Here is a 21835-nt window from a genome sequence, read left to right as displayed (position 1 = left end):
ATGAGGTTCTTGCCCTAATGGTCGAAGTGACGCTCTGGGGCGCGCTGGGCCAGCTCGCCGGCGGCCAGAGCAAGGTCGAGGTCGAGGCCAAGGACATCAGGGAGCTGTTCAGGAAACTGGCTGAACAGTATCCCGGCATCGAGCCCTGGATCGAGAAGGGCATCGCGGTGGCGATCGACGGGACGATTTATCGCGATACGTGGTCGAAGGAACTGCCGCCGGGGGCGGAGATTTTTCTGCTGCCGCGGCTGGCTGGGGGGTGAAGTGGGGTGTCGCCCTACGTCCCAGAGCGGACCGGCATCCTCGGTCTGCGAACTTCAAGTGCAATGTCGGTCCTCGCCTAGATGCCAGTTTTGCTGACCGCGTCTTATCGGCGGCGGGTTGGCCAACAATCCAGAGAACCTGATCCGCTGGATTACTATCGGCAAGGGACATCAGTCCGCACACGGCTCTGAAGTGACTCGAGCGGGTCACCGTTTGACGGACAACACCGGCCCCTTTCTGGAGAGGCCGGCTATCGTTGATCCAGGATCATCAAGCTAGGTTTGGCGCTGAGACGTATCGGAAATTCGTTCGCGCACGGCATGCTCGGTCTTGTCTGCTGTGGACTTCACGATCTCGCCGAGCTGATCGGCTATCGTGTCTGCTTCCATATCTTGCCGGCCAGCTTCCTGCTTGATGGTCTCATAGGCTTCGGCGGCGACCTGCTTGGCCTCATCGAGGCCCCTATTGAGCAAAGTTTCGGCGGAATCGCGAAGCTTGTCGCCATAGGCGCCTAGTTGCTCGTCCTCCGTTGCGGTATGGGGCAGCATTGCACCTATAGCGGCGCCGATGGCGAGACCGACGGCCGCTACGGCCAAGGGTTGGTCCTCCAACAGATCTTGCGCGGAGCGGCTGGCTTTCGCCGCCATGTCCCCAGTCGTCGAGCTTGCATTGGCAGCGCTTCCCGTCAGACCCGCCGCAGCGGCTCTTGCGGTGCTCGATATGGTGTCGCCGACGCTGGTAGCGCTCGAGGAGAGCGATTCCGCGGCGTCGGACAGCGTGCCGCCCAAACCGCCGCGCTCCCCTGCTACATCATGTCGTCCCGGCGCTGAAGGCAATGGATAGCCAGCCGAACGGTGGGCGGTGTTTGAGGCACCGCTGCCGAACATCAGCCAGGCCAGACCTGCGCCCACCATGGTGACCGGCAAAGGATTGTCTCGGACCTGCGTTCTGAGATTGCTGAGCATGGCCGCGCTCTCCCCTCCCGAGAACAGCCCGGTGAACTCATCCAGCAATTGTCCCGGCGTCATCTTGCCTCGAATGGATTCGGCGGTCTCCATCACCCGGGCGCGAGCCGCCTCGGCCTCGCGTTCAAGTTCGGCTGCGGATTTCTCTTTCATCTCACCTGTTCCTTAATCGCGCTCGCGTCGCGCTTCAGCTGTCCCTGGGTCCGGTCGGGGGTAAGTTCCGAAGGCGCCATGCTGGCCGTCCCGGTCCGCAGCAGGATGACGCCGAGGACCGCCACGACCACACCGACCAGCAGGGAAGACCACCCCGCGCCAAGCCCTGCCCGCGTCAGTGCGATAATGAGCGCCTGCAGCAACACCAAGAGCGCGGCGAGCAGGCAAATCGCGCCGCCCAGCACTTCCGCGGCACCTGCTCCGGCTTTGGTAAGCTTTTCAGAGAGCTCGGCCCGAAACAGCCTCGCCTCGGTTTGCACCAGAGTGGTGACATTCTGGGCCAAATCGGTGACTAGCCCGGCAAGGCTGGGATTGTCCTGGTTATTCATCTGTCCTGCTCCGCGATCTGCGTGGCCCCATCATCGCCGACCACGCCAAAATCTTGTGGACGATCAGCGGACCAACCCTGTGGCTGATCGGTGTGTGATTTGAGGCTTCCCGGAGCGGCCTCAGAATCGGGCCTTGCCGGCGGAGAAGCCTTGATGAACCGCCCGAGAGCCAATCCGGCCAACACCGATCCCGCAAGCAGGACACCGGGATTTTGCCGGCCGAAGGACTGCACGTCATCAAGGACTTGGCTAAAGGGCTTCTGTTTCAAGGACGATGAAAGCCGCTCAAGGCCACTGGCAGCATCCAAAGCGAACTTCGATGCGTTCCTTTCATCGTTGCTGGCAAGGTGATCGCTGGCCGCTCGCAGTGCACCACCCAACGCCGCCAAGCTCGATCCGATGTCGCGCTGCGCCTCCTCCGCCTTGTCGGAGATGACCTGCGTGGCTTCAGATGCATAGTCGCCAGCCTTGCGGGTCACCTCGTCCCGCGCGTCGTGAAGCAACTCGCTGGCACGCTCATTTTCCTGGCGAAGTCTTTCGGAGACGTCGCTTTTCGCCTTGTCGAAATCGGTGGGCTGTCCGCCCTGATCCTTCTCATGCTGCATGAGGCCACCTAGTGAAAACCGAGGAAGGAGAGGACCGCGAGCACGACGACGATAAGGCCGATAAGATAGATTACACTGTTCATGTGCACGTCCTCCGTGGCTTTCCAACTTCGACGAACCTGCGATGTTCCGTAAGTGAGAGCATTTATCTCAGCCGAAACGAAGAGCTTCGTCAGGCACGCACCCAGTCACCAGTGAGTTGCCCTGTCCCTCGTGCGGAGCGCCAGTTGCTCCGTCCGAACGGGTGCGCCCGACCCTGCGGGAACGAGTGCCGGCTGCCTCCTCTATTGCAATCTTTGCCTATTCGGCGACCCCGCCTCGGCGTACCGGCGACCAAGGAGAACTCTCCCTTGCCATCAATTGACGGTCCATCGCTCCAACGGCCCCGCGCTGGTTCGGCACCTTCGACGAAGCAATGATGAAGGCATAGGATACGGCTTGAGGCGCAAAGCGGCCTGTCATGCATGCCTGAGCTAGGCTACTGGCGAACGCGTCTCCAAGGCCAAGTCTCTACTTTGCAGAACGCCTCCCTAAGCCCCCAGCGTCGGCTCCGTGTTCACCTCCAGCGCCTCCTCCGCCTCGTCCTCCTCACCCAGCACATCCCCATGCACCCCCAGCGGCCGCCCGATCCAGATCGGATCGACCAGATGGTCGCGCTTGGGGTTGGTGGTATTCGGGTGGATGAGGATGCTGAGGCCGCCATGGTTCAGCATCAGCCAGGGAACCAGCGTGGCGAAAATCTCGGTGGCGAAGGAGACCTGGTACATGCCCTGCTCGTGCGGGCCGACCGGCTCGTCGCGCCAGTTGCCGAGGCGCACGCGGAAACGTTCGCCGATGCGCAGGCGCAGCCATTCGGCGTGCTGCCGCTCGGCTTGCCCGTCATAGTAGATGTGGGCGTGATAGCTGGCGATCTCGGCGAGAGGCCTTGGCGGGCTGGCGGTGTTCACCTTGATGGCTCCCTCGGTGATTGTGGTGCGGGCAGCGTATACGCAAGCGGGCGGGGTGGCCAAGGGGGACCCAGCGTGTGCTCGTCATCTCGATTTCGGGCCAATCGCATATGGAGCTCCCCCACTCCGTCTCGGCTTCGCCCAGCCACCTCTACCCCCACATTCGTGGGGGAGAGGAAATGCTAATCGCCAAGATCGCTGCCTTGAAAAGCTTGGCATTTCCTCTCCCCCATGGACATGGGGGAGAGGTGGCCGCGCAGCGGCCGGAGTGGGGGCTGGCACCGCCGTATGCCTATTGCCTGCACTTCGTGGGGCGAGGAAACGCTAATCTCCGATATCTCAGGCTCCGATCAAACCCTGCCCATCAGCACCAGGATCAGCAGCACCACAAGCACAGCGCCGGCGATGCCCGACGGCCCATAACCCCAGGAGCGTGAGTGCGGCCAGGCCGGTACGGCGCCGATCAGGATCAGGATCAAAACGATGATGAGGATGGTGCTGACGGTCATTAAGAGTCCCTCGCCTTGCTGGTCGGATATGAGGGGACAATGCAAAAGGCCGCCCGGTTGTTCCGGACGGCCTTTTGTCCGACTGGTTGAATGCAGCTATTCCGCGGCTTTCGGGAAGGCGATTGCCGGTTCATCGAGCGGGCTCGGCCCCACAGGCGCATCGGGCTTCTTGTCGCGGCCGAACAGCCGGCGGAAGAACGCGTAGAAGCGGCTGTTCTTGCTGCGCGTGAAGATCATCAGCATCGACGGCGTCACCACCAGCGTCAGCAGCGTGGCGAAGGACAGGCCGAAGACGATGGCCGAGGACAGCGAAATCCACCATTGCGTCGACGGCGCGTTGATCGTCGTCTCGTGATGGAAGATTTCGAGGCCAAGACCAAAGGCGATCGGCAGCACGCCGAGGATGGCCGATACCGCCGTCAGCACCACCGGGCGGGCACGTTCGCGGCAGGTCTGCAGCACCGCCTCCATCTTGTCCCAGCCCTCTTCGCGCAGCCGGTCATAGGTGTCGATGAGCACGATGTTGTTGTTCACCACCACGCCGGCCAGCGCGATGACGCCGATGCCCGACATGACGATGCCGAAGGCTTCGCCTGTCAGCAGCAGCCCCAGGAACACACCGATCGTCGCCATGACCACGCAGGACAGCACCAGAAGCACGCTGGTGAACTTGTTGAACTGCATCAGCAGCACCAGGAAGATCAGGAAGATCGCCGCACCGAAGGCCTTGCCGAGGAAGGCGCTGGCTTCAGCGCTGTCCTCGTTGGAACCGGCCAGCTTCCAGCGTATGCCGCTGTCGAGCTTCATGTCGGTGACCGCCTTGGTCACCTCCGCCTGCACCGCCGCGACCTGGTTACCGGCGGCGACGTTGGCCTGGACGACCACGGTGCGGGCGCCGTCGATGCGGTTGAGGATGCCGACCGTCGGCTCCGGCTTGCGCACGACGAAGTTGGAGATCGGCACCGAGCCTTGCGCGGTCTGCACCCTGAGCTCATCGAGCGTCGACAGCGTGCGCCGGTCTTCGGGCAGGCGCAGCCTGATGTCGACGGCGTCGTCGGCGCCGGCGGGCCTATATTCCGAGAGCTTCAAGCCATTGGTCACCAACTGCACCACGGTGCCGACCGCGGTCGGGCTGATGCCGTACTGCGCCGCCTTGGCGCGGTCGACCTCGAGCGCCCAGTCGACGCCGGGCGGCGGCAGGCCGTCGGAAACGTCGATGACGCCGGGCACCTTGGCGATGCGCGCCGCGACCGCACGGGCCTGGTCGTCAAGCCCTTTTGGATCGATGGCTGAAAGCCGGAGCTGGACCGCCTTGCCTGTGGGAGGACCGGCCTCCGGCACGCGCACTTCGACATCGACGCCGGGAATGCCGGCCATGACGGTGCGCAGCTCATCCAGGATATTGTTCGCCGATTTGCGCTCGCGCCAGTCGATGAACTCATACTGGATGACGCCGACGACGTCCTCCGGCACGTCCTGTCCGCCGCCCTGCGTCTTGCCGACGCGGGTGTAGACCGATTTCACGCCGGGCCAGCCGAGCAGCCGGTTTTCGGCGATCCTGGTTGCCGTATCCATTTCGGCCAGCGAGAGATTGCCGCGGGCATGCACATAGAGCAGGCCGTAGTCGGGCTCGACGCTGGGGAAGAACTCGACGCCGGCGCCGTATTTGGAATAGGCGAAGCCAACGCCGGTCAAAAGCACGGCGGTAAGCACCAGCACGGTGATGGGGAAGCGCACCGCCTGCTTGACCAGCGCCATGTACCAGCCGTCGCGATTGTGTTCCTCGTGATGCTCCGGCGCCTTGGCGAAGAGCGCGCCCAGCGTCGGCGCGAACACCAGCGCATAAAGCATCGAGGCCGACAGCGTGACGATCAGCGTGATCGGCATGTATTTCATGAAGTCGCCGATGATGCCGGGCCAGAACAGCAGCGGCGAAAACGCCGCGATGCGCGTCATCGTCGCGGCGATGACCGGACCGGCCATGCGCTTGGCGGCCAGCGTGAAGGCTTCCGCCTTCGGCATGCCTTCGCCCATGCGCCTTTCGGCGAATTCGGTGACGATGATGGCGTCGTCGACCAGCATGCCGACCGCCAGGATAAGGCTGAACAGCACGATCATGTTGATCGTGTAGCCCATCATCGCAAGCAGCAGGATGCCGATGAGGAAGGATGACGGAATGGCAAGCCCGATCAGCAGCGAGGCGCGTCCCGACAGTGCATAGAGGATGACGATGAACACCAGGATGACGGCGATCATCACGTGGTTCTGCAGGTCGCCCAGCAGCTGGTTGACGAAGACGGACTTGTCCTGCGTGTAGGTGATGTTCATGCCTTCCGGCATGGTCTTGACGTAGGCGTCGGACACTTCCCGCACCTTGGCCAGCGTGTCGATCAGATTGGCGCCGATGCGCTTCTTGACTTCAATGGCGATGGCCGGCTTGCCGTTGAGGCGGGTGATGGTCGTGGCATCGGCAAAGGTCGACCGGATCGTGGCGATGTCCTTGGCCTGGACGACGGCATTGGGTCCGGCAACCACCGGCAGCGACGCCACATCCTCTGGTGTTTCGATCAGCGACGGCACCTTGACCGCGTATTTGCCTTCCGAACCCTCGATATTGCCGGCGGCGACCAGGCTGTTGGAAGCGCCGACCGCGCCGATCAACTGGTCGAGCTGCAGGCCGTAGGAGGACAGCTTCATCGGGTCGATGACGACTTCGACAAGATCGTCGCGCGCGCCTTGTATGGTGCCCTCAAGAACGCCCGGTACTTCCTCGATGCGGTCGCGCAGTTCGCGCGCCGCCGCCGTAAGCACACGCTCGGGCACATCGCCGGACAGCGTGACGACCAGGACGGGAAACTCGGAAATGTTGACCTCGGTAACAACCGGTTCTTCTGCCGCTTGGGGCAGGTCAGCCTTCGCGTCCTGAACCTTCGAGCGTGTATCTGTCACCGCGGTGTCGACTTTTATAGACGGCAGAAACTCAAGAAAGACAAAGGCGCCGCCCTGATAGGCGGATGATTTCATCTCCTTTAACCCCTTAAGACTCTTAAGCTTTGCCTCCAGCGGCCTAAGCAGAAGTCTTTCAGCGTCTTCGGGCGCAATGCCTTGATAGGCGACATTTATATAAACATAAGGGGTAGGAACGTCGGGTTCCGCTTCCTTCGGTGTCGACTGATAGGCGACCCAGCCCGCCAGCAGCAGGAAGACCAGCACCGCAATGGTCAGCCGGGCATTGTTGATCGCGAGTTTGACGATATCCATGGCCTGTTCTCAAGATTTCAGGAGCCGCATTGCGGCGGGGACGGCTCCGGCCGGGGCCGCTCCGGCGCTACTGCGTTGTCGCTTCGCCCAACAGTTTCTGGATGGTCGCCTGGTCGGCCTCGACCGGCTTGACGACGTCGCCTTCCTTGACGAGCTCCTGGCCGGCGACGATGACGCGGGCATCGGCGGGAATGCCGCCAAGCACGAGCCCCTTCGGCGAGTCGTCGACCAGGTCGATCGGGAAGAACACCACCTTGTTGTCCTTGTCGACGGCACGGATGCCGAGGTCGCCCTTGTCGCCCAGCGTCACCACGGAGCGCGGCAACATGACGGCATCGGTCGGCTGCGCGCTGAGCGAAATCTCGGCCGTCATGCCCGCCGGCACGGAGCCATCGGCATTGGGCACGGCGATCTCGACGCGGAAGGTTCGGGTGGCCGACGAGGCGTCGCGGCTGATGTAGCGCACCGTGCCTTCGACGGTCTGGCCGCTGACCAGCCGGACAGTGGCCTTGTCGCCGAGCTTGAGATAGCCGAGGTCGCGTTCGCTGACTTCGCCGCGCGCAATCACCGGATCGAGCTTGAGGATGGTTGCCACCTCGCCGCCCTGCATGACGGAACTGCCGAGCTCCACCGGCACCCGGTCGATGACGCCGTCGAAGGGCGCCTTGACCAGATTGCGGTCGAGCTCGGCCTGCGCCGTTTCCAGCTGCGACTGCGCAGCGGTCAGGTTCGAACGCGCCGTGTCGAGCTGCAGCTTGGGCAGATTGCCGGTCTTCATGAGCCGCAGCGATGCGTCGAGTTCAGCCTGGCGCTGCGCGACGAGCTGCCTGGCACTGTCGACCATCGAGATCTTTTCTTCGGCCGCCAACATCAGCACCAGGTCGCCGGTCTTGACGTGATCGCCCTGCTTGACCGGCAGCTTTTCGATGACGCCGGCGACGCGCGTCGCCAGCACGGCGCGCTTGTCGGCCTCGGTCAGCCCGGAAATGCGGATGGCGCGGGCATAGGTCTTGCGCGGCGGCGTCACCACAGCGACGGTGCGCAGCGGCGCCTTCGGTTCGGCCTCGGCGGTCTTGGCTCCATCCGGCGCCTTGGCCTGATCGCCCGGCTTGGCCTGATCGCCTGCCTTGCCAGCACCTTCGACAGCGGCGCTGCCGACCGACGAGAACGCGCCTGTTCCCATCCAGGCGGCGAAGCCGATGAGCACGACAATAGCGGCAAGCTTGTGAAACCTGATCTTCGGCATCATTTTTTTCCACTGCGGGGTTCGGCCAAGTCGTTATCCAACAGGAGTCCGTCGTCTAACAGCTACCGTGTCTTCCAACTCGGGCGCGTCGCCGATATGGGTGCGCGCCAGGCCGTGTTCAATTTGCCGTGAACGGCGAAGCCGCGCTTCTACATCAAAGTTGCATCGCAATACAGTCGAAAAGTTGCAGGAACATTGTGCCAGGCGATGTAGTGTGGCCAACGAAAACGGTTTTGTCGGCGCCCCGTCAGGCGACAGAACGACAGTCTCGGAACCATACGGGTGTTGGAGGCGCTTTGTTTTCAAGGCGTTTTGAGCACTGATACCCCCCTGTGCCCGCACTAGTTTTTGACGCTCAAATGTGGGCGCGACCTGCGTAGCCACTCAGTGAATGGCAGCAGGCGTCAGTATGATTTTGTATACCGTCACACGCAACGGTTGTTCCGGGACGGAAAGTCATCGGCGCTACTCCGATTTTCCGAACACTTCGCTGATCGTCTTGATCGATCCGGGCGGACTCAGGCCCGCCGGCGTTCCGCGTCCGGCTTCTTGCGGGCGGCGAGGAATTCCTTCACCCGCCGTCCCGGTGCCGGCCCGCGCACCGGTTTGAAGCCGTCATCGAGTTCGCCGGAAAGATCGAGCGTCGGCCGCTTGCCGACGGCGTCGTAATTCTCCTCCAGCCAGTCGCTCGCCGCTATGCGGCCAAGGTCGCGCAAATAGGTCAAAAAAGCCCATTCGGCGTTGACCTTGGACGACGCCGACAGATCCTTGAACGCCTCGTCGGCATCGATGCGGTGCATGCGGATGTCGCGGTATTCGCCACGCGGCAGCCGGCCGGCGGCGATCAGCTCCTTGACGAAGGCGATCGAGCGGAATTCGTTCAGCAGCCCGGCATTGAAGGTGATCTCGTCGATGCGGTTCTGGATTTCGTTGGCGCTTCTCGGCGTGCCTTCGCGCACCACCGGATTGATCTGCACCAAAAGCACATCCTCGGTCGCCGCCGTCTTGAAGAACGGGAACAGCGCCGGATTGCCGCCATAGCCGCCATCCCAATAGGGCACGCCCTTGATCTCGACGGCGCGGAACAATTGTGGCAGGCAGGCCGAGGCCATCACCGTGTCGAGGTCGATCTCGCCATCGGAAAAGACGCGCAGCTGGCCGGTCTCGACATTGGTCGCCGAAATGAACAGCTCCATCGACTTGCAGGCGTGAACATTTTTGAAATCGATCTCCTGCTCGACCACGTCGCGCAGCGGGTTCAAGCCCAGCGGATTGGCGACATAGGGCGAAAACACTCGGGACATGGTGTCGAAGAAGAAATAGCCGGGCGTGTTCTCGATCGACCAGTTGCCCCAGGCGACGTCCCACGGCATGCGCTGCACCGGGCTGAAGCGGCCCTTGGCCGCCACCGCGCGCCAGAAGTCGTCGAGCTTTTGCCGTGCACCCTCGACGCCGCCGCGCACAAAACCATCGGCCAGCGCCACCGCATTCATCGCGCCGGCGCTGGTGCCGGACACGGCTGAAATGTCGAGCCTGCCATCCTCCAGCAGCCGGTCGAGTACGCCCCAGGAGAAAGCCCCGTGCGAGCCGCCTCCCTGCAGCGCAATGTTGATCTTTTTCGTTTCCTCCGCCTTGCCGTTTTTGGTCATGGCGTTCCTGTTCGGTTTGGTCGCTGCTGCCACAACCCGCCCGGGAATCGGGAGGGTTCGACTGCAGCGGACTTATGTTGCAGCGCAGCATATAAGGGATGACGAAGGCAAGAACACGAACACGGTCGCGTGATCACATGAAATTTCGGTCATGAAGAAAGCCCCGCTTTGAAGGGGCTGCTCCACCGAAACAGGCGGGCCTCAGGCCACGAGGTCCGGCACCGGCCCGACATAGCGCGACTGTGGACGGATCAGCCGCCCCGTCGTCTGCTGTTCGCGCGCATGCGCGATCCAGCCGGCGACACGTCCGGCGGCAAAGACATTGCTGAACGCCTGTGGCGGAAAGCCAGCCGCCTCAAGCACAAGCGCTGTGTAAAACTCGACATTGGTCTGCAGCGAGCGCTGCGGCTTGGCGATCCGCAGCACTTCGAGCGCCGTGTGCTCGACCTGTTCGGCGAAGGCCAGGCGGCGGCCGGCTTCACCCTCGCTGCCGAGCTGCCGCACGACGGCCTTCAGCACATCGGCGCGCGGATCGCGCACGCGGTAGATACGGTGGCCGAAACCCATGATGCGCTCGCCATGCGCGACCTTCTCGCGCAGCCAACCGGCCGCGTCGCCATGCGCCTGGATTGCATCCAGCATCTCGATCACCGGGCCGGGCGCGCCGCCGTGCAGCGGCCCCTTGAGCGCGCCGAGCCCGGCCAGCACCGACGATGTCAGCCCTGCCAGCGTCGAAGCGACGACGCGGGTGGCGAAGGTCGAGGCGTTGAGGCCGTGATCGCAGACGGTGACCAGATAAGTGTCGAGTGCCCTTGCCAGCGCCGGCGACGGGACGGATCCCTCGAGCATCCTCAGCATGTCGGCGGCATGATCGGCCTTCGCGTCAGGTGCGATCGGCTGCTCGCCACGCGCCAGGCGCAGCAGAGCCGGCGTCAGCACAGCGGGCGCCGCGATCAGCCGCAAGGCGTCCGTCGGTGTCTCGCCATCCGGCAGCAGCGCCATGCCGGCGCGCATGGCGCCATAGATCTCAAGCGGTGCGAGCTGCGGCAGCGAGGGTGCAAGCCGCTCGAACAGCTCGACGCGAGCCTTGCCCAGCCTCGCTGCCAGTTCGGCATCGCCGGGAAGGCCGTCGAAGAAGCCGTCGAGCAACAGGCGAACCACTTGCGCATAGCGCCAGCGTCCCGCCAATTCCGGCAGCGAATGACCGCGGATCGTCAGGCGGCCGCCAAGGCCATCGACATCGGAGAGCACGGTCTCCGCCGCCACCACATCATCGAGCCCGTTCGCCATATCTCGCCTCCTTGCAGCTTTTCTGTATGCGAGATAAGGGTTAGGCTGCGCCTAGATCAATCTTGATCAATATAATCAATGTATGGGCTAAAAATGTCCGAATGGCTGTCGCGGGAAGAGGCGCTGGGAAGGCTCGAGATCCGGCCACAGACGCTTTACGCCTATGTCAGCCGTGGCCGCATCGGCATGCGGCCGGATGAGAGCGACCCGCGCCGCAGCCAGTACCGCGCCGACGACATCGCGGCATTGGCGACCCGCCGGGCGCGGGGCCGCAGTCCCTCGGCCATCGCCGAGAGTGCGATCGCCTGGGGCGAACCCTCGATTGTCACCGCGATTTCGACTGTGCTGCACGGTCGACTGATCTATCGAGGGCAAGACGCCGTTGCGCTCTCCAAAGCGGCGACGCTGGAGGAAACCGCTGCTGTGCTCTGGGCCTCGCCTGAACCGGTGGCTTTCAAAGCTCCGTCATCTGAAGCGCCTCATCCAGTCGGCCGCGCCTCGGCCTTTGCGCAGCTTGCCATGCTTGCAGGCCACGGGCGGCTTTCGCTAGGACGCAGCGCCGCCTCGCTGTGCACCGAGGCCGCGCGCACAGTCGGAGCGCTGGCGCAGTCGCTGGGCGCTGAAGCCGGCACAGCGCCCGTCCATAAGCGCCTGGCGCAGGGCTGGTCGGTGGATGATGCCGGCGCGGAAGCGATCCGCTGCGCCCTCGTCCTGCTCGCCGATCATGAACTCAACGCATCGACCTTCGCCGCCCGCGTCGCAGCGTCCACAGGCGCCTCGCCTGCCGCATGCCTGCTGGCCGGCCTGGCAACGCTGTCCGGCCCGCGCCACGGTGGTGCCGGCGAAGCGGTGATGCAACTGGCTGAAGATGCAGCAGCCCACGGTGCGGATGCGGCGATCCGGCGCTGGCTCGGCCATGACCGGCCCTTGCCGGCGTTCGGCCATCCGCTCTATCCCGACGGCGATCCCCGTGCCACCGCACTTCTGGCAGTCATCCCTGTCGACGAGACACTGCAACAGCTGCAAAAAGCCGCCATGGCGGCGGCCGGGGCCCAGCCCAACATCGACTTCGCCCTGGCCACACTAACGCGCGGCCTTGGCTTGCCGCGCGATGCACCGTTCCAGCTGTTTGCGCTCGGACGCAGTGTCGGCTGGGCCGCGCATATGGTCGAACAGATCATTAGCGGCAGCATCATCAGGCCGCGTGGCCGCTATGGGGGACGCGTGACTTAATCCGACCTGGCCGTGTTCCCGAACCGCGCACGGTACGCGACGGGCGTCGTGGCGAATTGCCGGCGGAAGTGATGCCGCAACGTGCCTGCCGCGCCAAAGCCGGCGGTCTCGGCAATCCGTTCGATCGGCATGGCGGTGTCTTCCAGCAGCGTGCGCGCCCGCGAAAGCCGTTCCGACAGCAGCCAGCGCGCCGGCGTGACGCCGGTCGCGGCCGCGAACCGGCGCAGGAACGTCCGCTCGCTCATCCCGGCAAGCTCGGCCAAGATGGCGGCGGGATAGTCGGCAGAAATATCGGCGCGCATCCTGTCGATCAACGGTCCAAGCCGGCTGCGCTCATGTGGCTCGGGTACGGAACTCTCGACATACTGCGCCTGGCCGCCGTCGCGATGCGGCGGCACCACCAGGCGGCGCGCCACCATGTTTGCAGCCTTGGTGCCGAAGTCGCGCCGAACCAGATGCAGGCAAAGATCGATGCCCGCGGCACTGCCTGCCGATGTCAGCACATTGCCCTCATCGATGTACAAAACGTCCGGAATCATGGTGATGTCGGGGTACATCTCCGTCAGCTTCTCGCTGTAGCGCCAATGCGTGGTCGCTCTTTTGCCCGCAAGCAGGCCGGCGGCGGCAAGCACGAACACGCCCGAACAGATCGAAAGAATGCGAGAGCCGCGCTCGTGTGCCTTTCGAAGCGCCTCGATCAGCGCCGGCGGCACCGGAGCCTCCGTTCCGCGCCATCCCGGTACGATCACCGTGCCGGCCTGGCCGATCAGATCGATCCCGCCGTCGGCAACAATACGCACGCCGCCCAGCGCGCGCATTTCACCGGTATCAATACCGGCAACCGCAAAACGGTACCAATCCTCACCCATTTCCAGCCGGGGCAAGGCGAAGATCTCAACCGCCACGCCAAACTCGAACGTGCACAGCCCGTCATAGGCAACGGCAACGACAAGAGGGTTGGCAGGGCGCGGATTCGCAGAGGATGGCATGATCTTGACGATATATGGCAAAGCTGCCAGCTGCAATCGCCCTGCTTCCTGTCTTATCTCTCCGTCGCATCAGCAATGGAGATACGAGGATGAGCCACGTGACAGACATTCCGGCGGCATCGCCGGATATCGCCCGCGACCATTTTCTGCGCCGGCTTTCCGTCGAGACCGACTGTTCCGACGTCGCCGCCGCAATGCGTGCCGGGGAGCCGGACTTTGTTCTCCTGCATGTGGTCGGTTCGCCGGAAGCCTTTGGACGCCGCCATGTGCCGGGCGCGCTGCATCTGCCCCACCGCGAAATATCGGCCGGGCGGATGGTGCAATGGCCCGAAAGGACGCTGTTCGTCGTCTATTGCGCGGGACCGCATTGCAATGGCGCGGATCAGGCGGCCTTCAAGCTGGCCAGCCTCGGTCGTCCCGTGAAGATCATGATCGGCGGCATAACCGGTTGGCAGGACGAGGACCTTCCTTTCGCTTCAGGCAAGGAGCCCGGTGTCTTGCACGCGTGAGGCCAAGGCCAGGCTGCGCGGCAGCGTCCACGCGATATGGTCGGGCTGGAGTAAGCATGCAGAAGGCGATGGTTAGAATTCGTCCATTCGAGCGCCAGGATGTCGGTGCGGTGCTCGCCCTCATGCGGGCGCTAGCTGTCTTCGAGGGTTATGACGACTAGCTTCGCGTCACCGAAGCGAACCTCATCGAGCACGGGCTGGGGCCATCGCCCCGGTTCGGCGTGTTGGTGGCGGAGCGAGAGGGCGTGATCGTCGGCATCGCCGTCCACTACCTCATCCCCTGGACCTACGACCTGAAGCCGGTTGTCTGGCTGAAGGAACTCTACGTCACTGAAGCGACGCGCGGGATGTGGTCGGCCATGCGCTTGTTGAACAGCTTCGCCAACACGCTTTGAGCATTGGCGCCTCCGCATCAAATGGACGGTGCTGAAATCCAACTCGCCGGCCAAAGCCTTCTACCGCTCGCTCGACGGCCAGCCCGAGGATATCTGGGAACCGTGGCAGCTGAAAATCGACCCGTGACAGCCGCCTCACCAAACTGAGGGCGGTCGACCATGCGGTGGTCGCTTACGACATGGTGTCAAGCTTGCGCTGCATGGCGGCGATCTGTTGCTTCAGTTCCTGAAGGTCGTCGCCGCTCTTTTCCGGGACATCCTTGCGGGCCGGCTCGGGTGCAGCCGCAGCCGCAGCATTTGTGGCGGCGGTCGGGAACGGCGTGAACAGGCGCATCGCGTTCTGGAACATTTCCATGTTGCGGCGTGTCTGCTCTTCCAGCGCCTTGATCGGAGTGGCGATCTTCATCACATCCAGCGGCGACTTGCCGATCGCGCCCTTCATCTGCTCGCGGAATCGCTCCTGTTCCTTGGAGAAGGCCATCATCGACTGTTCGAGGAAGCTCGGCACGATCTGCTGCATCTGGTCGCCATAGAAAGCGATCAGCTGACGCAGGAACGGGATCGGCAGCATGTTCTGCCCATCCTTGTTCTCCAGTTCGAAGATGATCTGCGTCAGCACCGGATGGGTAATGTCGTCACCGGTCTTGGCGTCCTGGACGGTGAACTCCTCGCCCTTCTTGACCATCTCGGCCAGATCCTCGAGCGTCACATAGGTGCTGGTGCCGGTGTTGTAGAGCCGGCGATTGGCATATTTCTTGATAATGATAGGGTCGTCTTTCGCGGCCATCAGCATCCTCCCGGGACACCGGCGCGCCTGAGTAAGCCGCCGGTAACGATTGCGCCATTTTTAAGGATATGCGCAAAAGCTCTATAATTCCAAGCGCTTTGTGCAGTGCGGCATCATTTATTGCTGCATGGCGGGCTAATTATGCTGCGCAGCAAAGGTTGGGCGATCCCGCCGGCCGCCCGCGCCCTGCTTGCGGCGCTTGGCCGGCATGCCCATTTCCGGTTTGACTTGGTGTGTGGAACGGGCAAGAAAAGTCCCAACAAGCCCCCAATAACACGACACCTCGAAGTCTGGAGAGAAAAATGTCCGCTTCCAATTCAATCGTCGTTGCCAGCGCCGCACGCACGGCTGTCGGCTCTTTCAACGGCGCCTTCGCCGCCACCCCGGCGCATGAACTTGGCGCCGTCGTCATCAGGGAGCTTTTGGCGCGCGCCGGCGTCGAGCCGGGCGAAGTCGACGAGGTCATTCTCGGCCAGGTGCTGACCGCCGCGCAGGGCCAGAACCCCGCCCGCCAGGCGTCGATCAATGCCGGCCTGCCCAAGGAGACGACCGCCTGGGGCCTCAACCAGGTTTGCGGCTCGGGCCTGCGCGCCATAGCGCTCGGCATGCAGCAGATCGCTGCCGGCGACGCCACGGTGATCATCGCCGGCGGCCAGGAATCGATGTCGCTGTCGCCGCACGCCGAGCACCTGCGCGCCGGCGTCAAGATGGGCGACTACAAGATGATCGATACCATGATCAAGGACGGGTTGTGGGACGCCTTCAACGGCTACCACATGGGCAACACCGCCGAGAACGTCGCCCGCCAGTTCCAGATCACCCGCGACGACCAGGACCAGTTTGCGCTGGCCTCGCAAAACAAGGCCGAGGCCGCGCAGAAGGCCGGCAAGTTCAAGGACGAGATCGTCGCCTTCACGATCAAGGGCAGGAAGGGCGACACTGTCGTCGACCAGGACGAGTACATCCGCCATGGCGCCACCATCGACGCCATGTCCAAGCTGAAGCCGGCTTTCGACAAGGACGGCACCGTGACCGCCGCCAACGCGTCGGGCATCAATGACGGCGCCGCCGGCGCGCTGCTGATGAGCGAGGCTGAAGCCACAAGGCGCGGCATCACCCCGCTGGTGCGCATCGCCTCATGGGCGACGGCCGGCGTCGATCCGGCGATCATGGGCACCGGACCTATTCCCGCCTCGAAGCGGGCGCTCGAGAAGGCCGGCTGGTCGGTCAAGGACCTCGACCTTGTCGAGGCCAATGAAGCCTTCGCCGCGCAGGCCTGCGCCGTCAACAAGGGCATGGGCTGGGATACGTCGATCGTCAACGTCAATGGCGGCGCCATCGCCATCGGCCATCCGATCGGCGCGTCGGGCGCCCGCGTCTTCAACACGCTGGTTTTCGAGATGCGCCGCCGCGGCGCCAAGAAGGGCCTTGCCACGCTGTGCATCGGCGGCGGCATGGGCGTCGCTCTGTGCGTGGAAGCGCTGTGAACAAGAAGTGAGTAGTGAACAGGGAGTAGTGAATAGGGAAGAAGGAACAGTGCGGCGGGATATCCATCCCTACTCGCTATTCCCTACTCCCTATTCCCTTCTTCCTGCCAAGGGGAGGAAGAACTTTCAATGACCAAAGTAGCGCTCGTCACCGGTGGATCGCGCGGCATCGGCGCCGCCATATCGATCGGCCTGAAGAATGCCGGTTACACCGTTGCCGCCAACTATGCCGGCAATGACGAGGCAGCGGGGAAGTTCAGCGCACAAACCGGCATCAAGGCCTACAAATGGTCGGTCGCCGACTACGACGCCTGTGCCNCGCCTGTGCCGCCGGAATCAAACAGGTCGAGGCCGATCTCGGCCCGGTCTCGGTGCTGGTCAACAATGCCGGCATCACCCGCGACGCCATGTTCCACAAGCTGACGCGCGAGCAGTGGAAAGAGGTCATCGACACCAATCTGTCTGGGGTCTTCAACATGACGCATCCGCTGTGGGGCGGCATGCGCGACCGCAAATTCGGCCGCGTCATCACCATCTCCTCCATCAACGGCCAGAAAGGCCAGGCCGGCCAGGTCAACTATTCCGCCGCAAAGGCCGGCGACATCGGCTTCTCGAAGGCGCTGGCGCAGGAGGGCGCGCGCGCGGGCATCACAGTCAATGTCATCTGCCCCGGCTACATCGCCACCGAGATGGTCAAGGCGATCGACGAGAAGGTGCTGAATGAACGCATCATCCCGCAGATCCCGGTCGGCCGCCTCGGCGAACCGGAAGAGATCGCGCGTTGCGTCGTCTTCCTCGCCTCTGAGGACGCCGGTTTCATCACCGGCTCGACCATCACCGCCAATGGCGGCCAATATTTCGTCTGAACGACAGCATCGCCCGGTAAGACGGGCCGGCTTATGGCCGTTTTTCATCGCCGGCCGGCCATGTTCCCCAGGCTGCGCGCGAGACATTGACCCGTTCCGGCACGCAAAGATTAACGATTTCCAGGCGCCCTGTGCAAAACCCGGTTCGCAAGCTGTGAATTCTCGGTGGACAAGCTGTGGATAACACAACATGTTGGGGTGAACAAACCAGGAAAATCCCGCCATCGCTGATTCATCGCCGATTCGTTCCGGCTTTGAGCGCAACGTTAACGACCAAGGCCGAAAATCACCGGCAAATGGTTAAGGCCGATTAAGAAAATTCAACAATTTCATAATGTTGGCCGAGGCGTATCGGATCACGACGATGCCCCGCCGGCAAAGGTTAACGCCAATGGTCGCCTTGCAGGAATCGGGCCAGTTTCCGCGATTCAGCATATGGTGAGACTCAGGCTCGCAAAATCCACATGTAGCCGTGAACAAAAGCTGAATCTGCCGGAGTCACTGATTCGTCGCCGATTCGTTCCAGACTCGTTCCAACTGTTAATTGAGACCTCAAAGACGAACCGTGGGACTGCCGGCCGGAACATTCCGCTTTCGCTTCGCGCCTGAAATCCCTATGTGTCGCCTGTCATACGCGCCATGCGAGGCGCGCTCCCGACAACACGATGCAGAAAGCCTCATCTCCAGGCCGATGAACATCCAGCCGAAACACACCGAGCCGCTGATCCTGTCGGGCCGCGACGTGACTGCCGTGCTGGGTCCGACCAACACCGGCAAGACCCATCTCGCCATCGAGCGCATGGTGGCGCATGAGAGCGGCATTATCGGCCTGCCGCTCCGCCTTCTGGCGCGCGAGGTCTATGCCCGCGTCTGCGAAAAGGTCGGCGCCCACAAGGTGGCGCTCGTCACCGGCGAGGAAAAAATCCAGCCGCCCGGCGCGAAATATTCGGTCTGCACCGTCGAAGCCATGCCGCGCGAGACCGACGTTGCCTTCGTCGCCATCGACGAGGTGCAGCTCGCCGGCGACCTCGAGCGCGGCCACATCTTCACCGACCGTATCCTGCACCTGCGCGGCCGCCAGGAAACGCTGCTGCTCGGCGCGGCCACCATGCATGGCATCCTGCAAAAGCTGCTAAGAGGCGTCTCGGTGGTGACGCGCCCTCGCCTATCGCACCTGGCCTATGCCGGTTCGAAGAAATTGACCCGCCTGCCGCGGCGTACGGCGATCGTCGCTTTCTCCGCCGACGAGGTCTATGCCATCGCTGAGCTGATCCGCCGCCAGCAAGGAGGAGCGGCGGTCGTGCTCGGCGCGCTGTCGCCCCGCACCCGCAACGCCCAGGTGGCAATGTTCCAGGCAGGCGACGTCGACTATCTCGTCGCCACCGACGCCATCGGCATGGGCCTCAACCTTGATCTCGATCATGTCGCCTTCGCCCAGAACCGCAAATTCGACGGCTACCAGTACCGCAACCTGACGGCGGCCGAGCTCGGCCAGATCGCCGGCCGCGCCGGCCGGCATCTGCGCGACGGCACCTTCGGCGTCACCGGCCAGGTCGATCCGCTGGACGAGGAACTGGTCAAGCGCATCGAGGGGCACGAGTTCGATCCGGTGAAGGTGCTGCAATGGCGCACCGCGCATTTCGACTTCGCCAGCCTCGACGCGCTGAAGCGCTCGATCGAGGCCAACGCGCCGGTCGAAGGCCTGACGCGCGCGCTGCCGGCGGTCGATGCGCAGGCGCTCGAACATCTCTCCCGCGACGAGGACATCCGCGCGCTGGCTACCAATGCCAAGCGCGTCGCGCTGCTGTGGGAAGCCTGCGCGTTGCCGGACTACCGCAAGATCGCGCCGGCCCAGCACTCCGACCTGATCGCTTCTATCTACACCGACCTCGCCAAACACGGCCATGTCGACGAGAACTACATGGCCGAGCAGGTGCGCCGCGCCGATACGACCGAGGGGGACATCGACACGCTGTCGCACCGCATTGCGCAGATCCGCACCTGGACATTCGTGTCCAACCGGCCGGGCTGGCTGGCCGATCAGGCACACTGGCGGGAAAAGACGCGCGAAATCGAAGACAGATTGTCGGATGCGCTGCATGAGCGGTTGACGAAACGGTTTGTAGACCGCAGGACTTCCGTCCTCATGCGGCGCCTTAGAGAAAATACAATGCCTGAAGCCGAAATCAGTCCTACCGGAACCGTCCTTGTCGAAGGCCATCATGTCGGCGAGTTGCAAGGGTTCCGCTTCACCGCCGACCAGAGCGCCGGCGGCGAAGACGCCAAGGCCGTGCGTACGGCAGCGCAAAAAGCGCTGGCCGCCGAGTTCGAGGCGCGTGCCGAACGCTTCGGCGCCTGCGCCAATGGCGACCTTGCGCTCGGCTCCGACGGCACGCTGCGCTGGATCGGCGCGCCGATCGGCACGCTGGTTGCCGGCGAGGACGCGCTGAAGCCGCGCCTGGTGCTTTTGGCCGACGAGCAGTTGACCGGCCCCGCCCGAGACAAGGTCGCCGCGCGCGCCGAGCGTTTCGTCAATTTCCAGATCGAGTCGCTGCTGAAGCCGCTGGTCGACTTGAAGAATGCCGAGCAGATCGCCGGCATCGGCCGTGGCATCGCCTTCCAGCTCGTCGAGCATTTCGGCCTCATCAACCGCCGCGACATCGCCGAGGAAATGAAGTCGCTCGACCAGGAGGGTCGCGCCGCCTTGCGCCGGCTCGGTGTGCGCTTCGGCGCCTACCACGTCTTCGTGCCGGCGCTGATCAAGCCGGCGCCCGCCGGACTGATTACGCTGTTGTGGGCGCTGAAGAACGACGGCAAGGACAAGCCGGGCTTTGGCGACGTGGTGCACGCCCTGGCTTCCGGCCGCACCTCGGTGGTCATCGATCCTGCTTTCGACAAGAGCTTCTACAAGCTTGCCGGATACCGCAATCTCGGCCGCCGAGCCGTGCGCATCGACATTCTGGAACGGCTGGCCGACCTGATCCGGCCTGCGACCAACTGGAAGCCCGGTCTGGGACAGCGCCCGGACGGCGCCTATGACGGCCAGTCCTTCATGGTGACGCCGCCGATGATGTCCATCCTCGGCGCCACCGCCGACGACATGGAAGAGATCCTGAAAGGTCTCGGCTATCGCGCCGAGCCGAAGCCGCCGGCAGAGGTCAAGGCGCGGCTCGAAGCGCAGGACAATGCCGCGCGGGAAGCGGCTGCCGCCAAGCTGGCTGCGGACGCGGCTGCAAAAGCTGAACAGGCCAAGGCGGCGGAAGCCGCTGCAAGCGAAGCCGTCGCTGAAGCGCCGGCCGTTGGATCGGAGCCGGATGCGGTTGCCGCCGCTGAGCCTGCGGCTGAGCAGCCCGTCGCCGAAGCCGCAGCGGAGGCTGTTGCTGCGGACGCTCAGCCGGGCGGGCCTCAAGAGGGTACGGAGCCAACTCCGGCCGCTGAAGCTACCGCCGAAGCTCCAGCCATCGCGGAAGCAACGGCAGAGCCTGTCGCGGACGAGCAAGTCGAAGCTCACGCAGAAATCGCGGAAGAAGCTCCGGCTGTTGCGGGAGCTGACGACACTGCCGACGCCACCGTCGCCGAAAACGCCGACGCCCTTACCTCCCCCTCGATGGGGGAGGCCGCGGCGCGAAGCGACGCGGGTGGGGGTGACAGCGTTGACGAAGCAGGTGCAGACACAGCAGACACTTCAGGCGCAACCGCCGAAACCGGCGCTGCCCCCACCCCGGCGCTGCGCGCCGACCCTCCCCACGAGGGGGAGGGTGGAAGCGCTGAGCCTGTCCCCGAGGCCGAAGCGCCAAAGCCCATCTTGCTGTGGCGGCAGGGTCGTTTCGAGCAGCGCCCGCGCCCTCGTCAAGGCCGGGACAATCGCCCGCGTAACGGCCAGGCTGCCCGCGCCGACGCGCCGGCCGACGCTGCCGGCGGACAGCCCGCAACGGGCGAGCGGCCGGCCTACCAAGGCCGGCGCGACCAGCGCGACGGTGCCGCCAAGCCACGCTTCGACCGTTCGAAGTTCAAGCCCAAGCCGCAGGCCGAGGGCGAACAGCGCCGCGACGGCAAGCCGCAAGGCGAGCGTCCGCGCGAGGGCCGGCCTGACTGGAAAGGCGGCAGGCCGGAAGGCAAAGGCGGACCGCAAGGCGCCAAGCCGGCTTTCCAGGCCAAGCCACGCGAGGAACGCCCGGCGCGCTTCGATCCGGACTCGCCCTTCGCCAAGCTCGCCGCCTTGCGCGACCAGCTGAAGAAGTAGGCTCTGAGCATGATCCCGAAAAGTGGAACCGGTTTTCGGACAAGATCA

17 protein-coding genes and 1 pseudogene are annotated in these 21835 nt (G+C 63.9%); 7 read left to right on the top strand and 11 right to left on the bottom strand.

Annotation, left to right across the window (positions count from 1 at the left end; all coding sequences use genetic code 11):
- The first annotated feature begins 17 nt into the window (after positions 1–17).
- Entirely contained in the window at positions 18–263 is a 246-nt protein-coding gene (locus X750_RS141530) for a MoaD/ThiS family protein (protein ID WP_023684042.1), read from the top strand.
- A gap of 276 nt (positions 264–539) precedes the next feature.
- Here the strand turns inward: X750_RS141530 and X750_RS141535 are convergent, their stop codons facing one another.
- The 9 genes from X750_RS141535 to X750_RS141570 all read right to left on the bottom strand — a co-directional run bounded on the left by X750_RS141535 (position 540) and on the right by X750_RS141570 (position 11278).
- Positions 540–1382, bottom strand: coding sequence for a DUF3618 domain-containing protein (locus X750_RS141535; protein ID WP_023715052.1), 843 nt, complete (start codon positions 1380–1382; stop codon positions 540–542).
- Positions 1379–1771 carry a phage holin family protein gene (locus X750_RS141540; RefSeq protein ID WP_023693628.1) on the bottom strand — a complete coding sequence of 131 codons (393 nt, stop codon included), beginning with the start codon at positions 1769–1771 and terminating at the stop codon, positions 1379–1381. Before X750_RS141540 ends, X750_RS141535 begins: the two co-directional genes overlap by 4 nt.
- Positions 1768–2376 (bottom strand): hypothetical protein, encoded by a 609-nt coding sequence (locus X750_RS141545; RefSeq protein WP_023748314.1) that lies wholly within the window; start codon positions 2374–2376, stop codon positions 1768–1770. Before X750_RS141545 ends, X750_RS141540 begins: the two co-directional genes overlap by 4 nt.
- A gap of 530 nt (positions 2377–2906) precedes the next feature.
- Entirely contained in the window at positions 2907–3323 is a 417-nt protein-coding gene (locus tag X750_RS141550; RefSeq protein WP_156932437.1) for a DOPA 4,5-dioxygenase family protein, read from the bottom strand.
- A 350-nt stretch (positions 3324–3673) separates the two neighbouring features.
- Positions 3674–3832: a DUF3309 family protein gene (locus X750_RS1000000164975; RefSeq protein WP_023685825.1), complete on the bottom strand. Its 159-nt coding sequence runs from the start codon at positions 3830–3832 to the stop codon at positions 3674–3676.
- Positions 3833–3928: 96 nt separating this feature from the next.
- A complete protein-coding gene (locus X750_RS141555; RefSeq protein ID WP_023742761.1) occupies positions 3929–7093 on the bottom strand; it encodes an efflux RND transporter permease subunit in 3165 nt (1054 codons plus the stop codon).
- Positions 7094–7160: 67 nt separating this feature from the next.
- Positions 7161–8339: an efflux RND transporter periplasmic adaptor subunit gene (locus X750_RS141560; protein WP_023748312.1), complete on the bottom strand. Its 1179-nt coding sequence runs from the start codon at positions 8337–8339 to the stop codon at positions 7161–7163.
- 518 nt (positions 8340–8857) lie between these two features.
- Positions 8858–9988, bottom strand: coding sequence for a patatin-like phospholipase family protein (locus X750_RS141565; RefSeq protein ID WP_023748311.1), 1131 nt, complete (start codon positions 9986–9988; stop codon positions 8858–8860).
- Between the two features lie 201 nt (positions 9989–10189).
- On the bottom strand, positions 10190–11278 hold the full coding sequence (locus tag X750_RS141570; RefSeq protein ID WP_023748309.1) for a citrate synthase/methylcitrate synthase: 1089 nt from the start codon (positions 11276–11278) through the stop codon (positions 10190–10192).
- Between the two features lie 93 nt (positions 11279–11371).
- On the opposite strand from X750_RS141570, the gene X750_RS141575 reads away from it, so the two are divergent.
- Positions 11372–12511, top strand: a complete 1140-nt coding sequence (locus tag X750_RS141575; protein ID WP_023748308.1) for a citrate synthase — start codon at positions 11372–11374, stop codon at positions 12509–12511.
- On the opposite strand, the gene ftrA is transcribed toward X750_RS141575, so the two are convergent.
- On the bottom strand, positions 12508–13521 hold the full coding sequence (gene ftrA, locus X750_RS141580; RefSeq protein WP_198021005.1) for a transcriptional regulator FtrA: 1014 nt from the start codon (positions 13519–13521) through the stop codon (positions 12508–12510). The two genes, X750_RS141575 and ftrA, sit on opposite strands and share 4 nt — an antisense overlap.
- A gap of 68 nt (positions 13522–13589) precedes the next feature.
- Here ftrA and X750_RS141585 point away from each other — a divergent pair, with 68 nt between their 5' ends.
- Positions 13590–14009: a rhodanese-like domain-containing protein gene (locus X750_RS141585; RefSeq protein ID WP_023748306.1), complete on the top strand. Its 420-nt coding sequence runs from the start codon at positions 13590–13592 to the stop codon at positions 14007–14009.
- 227 nt (positions 14010–14236) lie between these two features.
- A complete protein-coding gene (locus tag X750_RS1000000165995) occupies positions 14237–14404 on the top strand; it encodes a hypothetical protein (RefSeq protein ID WP_156932436.1) in 168 nt (55 codons plus the stop codon).
- Positions 14405–14576: 172 nt separating this feature from the next.
- On the opposite strand, the gene phaR is transcribed toward X750_RS1000000165995, so the two are convergent.
- Positions 14577–15191 (bottom strand): polyhydroxyalkanoate synthesis repressor PhaR, encoded by a 615-nt coding sequence (phaR, locus tag X750_RS141590; protein WP_023685813.1) that lies wholly within the window; start codon positions 15189–15191, stop codon positions 14577–14579.
- Positions 15192–15493: 302 nt separating this feature from the next.
- On the opposite strand from phaR, the gene X750_RS141595 reads away from it, so the two are divergent.
- From X750_RS141595 to X750_RS141600, 3 genes and pseudogenes are all read left to right on the top strand, one after another.
- A complete protein-coding gene (locus X750_RS141595) occupies positions 15494–16678 on the top strand; it encodes an acetyl-CoA C-acetyltransferase (protein ID WP_023673832.1) in 1185 nt (394 codons plus the stop codon).
- A gap of 129 nt (positions 16679–16807) precedes the next feature.
- A pseudogene (gene phbB, locus X750_RS01000000163280) lies at positions 16808–17544 on the top strand (acetoacetyl-CoA reductase).
- Between the two features lie 691 nt (positions 17545–18235).
- Entirely contained in the window at positions 18236–21787 is a 3552-nt protein-coding gene (locus X750_RS141600; RefSeq protein WP_023748302.1) for a helicase-related protein, read from the top strand.
- The last annotated feature ends 48 nt before the right edge of the window (positions 21788–21835 follow it).

Source organism: Mesorhizobium sp. LNJC391B00 (genome assembly GCF_000502535.1).
Lineage (GTDB): Bacteria > Pseudomonadota > Alphaproteobacteria > Rhizobiales > Rhizobiaceae > Mesorhizobium.
The sequence above is the reverse complement of the archived record's forward strand: the minus strand, read 5'-3'. Positions and strand labels throughout refer to the sequence as shown.